General features: G+C 74.4%; 1 protein-coding gene. It reads right to left on the bottom strand.

Annotation, left to right across the window (positions count from 1 at the left end; translation table 11 throughout):
* Window positions 1–72: 72 nt before the first annotated feature.
* On the bottom strand, window positions 73–601 hold a 529-nt coding region (locus ACSNOK_RS33370), incomplete at its 5' end, for a DUF4365 domain-containing protein (RefSeq protein WP_436784526.1).

Genomic DNA, 601 nt, shown 5'->3' with positions numbered 1-601 from the left:
CGGCGGGGTCGGGGGTGCCGGAGGCATCGCCGGAGGGGCCGTGGGGGCGGGGTGCGTCGGCCTGCGGTCGCATCAGGGTCTCCCTCCCGCCCCGACGCGCGTCATGATCGCGCAGAGGGCGTGGTCGTCGAAGACGTGCGCGGTGGGGATCCGCACGGTGGTTCTGTGCCGGCCGGTGACCGGGTGGCCGGCGAGGTTGGCCCAGTAGCAGCAGTGCCGGACGGCGAGCCGGTCGTGGCCGGCGTGGACCCAGTCGTCCCTGGCGCGGGGGACGAGCATGACGACGAGGATGCGGTGGACGGCCACGGGGGTGCGGGCGAGTTTGACGAGGTGTTCGTTGTCGAGCGTGAAGGGGAAGGTGGCGCCGGGCGGCCGGGGCGGGAGCTGATAGGTCGCCTTCAGCTGCACCTTGATGGTGACTTCGTCATCGGTGGTGTGCCCGGGGGCGGTGTGGCTGAGGTGCCAGTCGATGCCGTGGTCGGGGAAGGGCTGGGCCAGGGTGCAGCCGGCCGCGGCGGCGACGGCGTGCAGGTGGCCGATCTGCAGCGTCTCCATGCAGGCGGTGGTGGCGAGGGCGCCGCGGCGGGGCGGAGCGGGGCCC

Source organism: Streptomyces sp. URMC 126 (assembly GCF_051386555.1).
GTDB lineage: Bacteria > Actinomycetota > Actinomycetes > Streptomycetales > Streptomycetaceae > Streptomyces.
The sequence above is the reverse complement of the archived record's forward strand: the minus strand, read 5'-3'. Positions and strand labels throughout refer to the sequence as shown.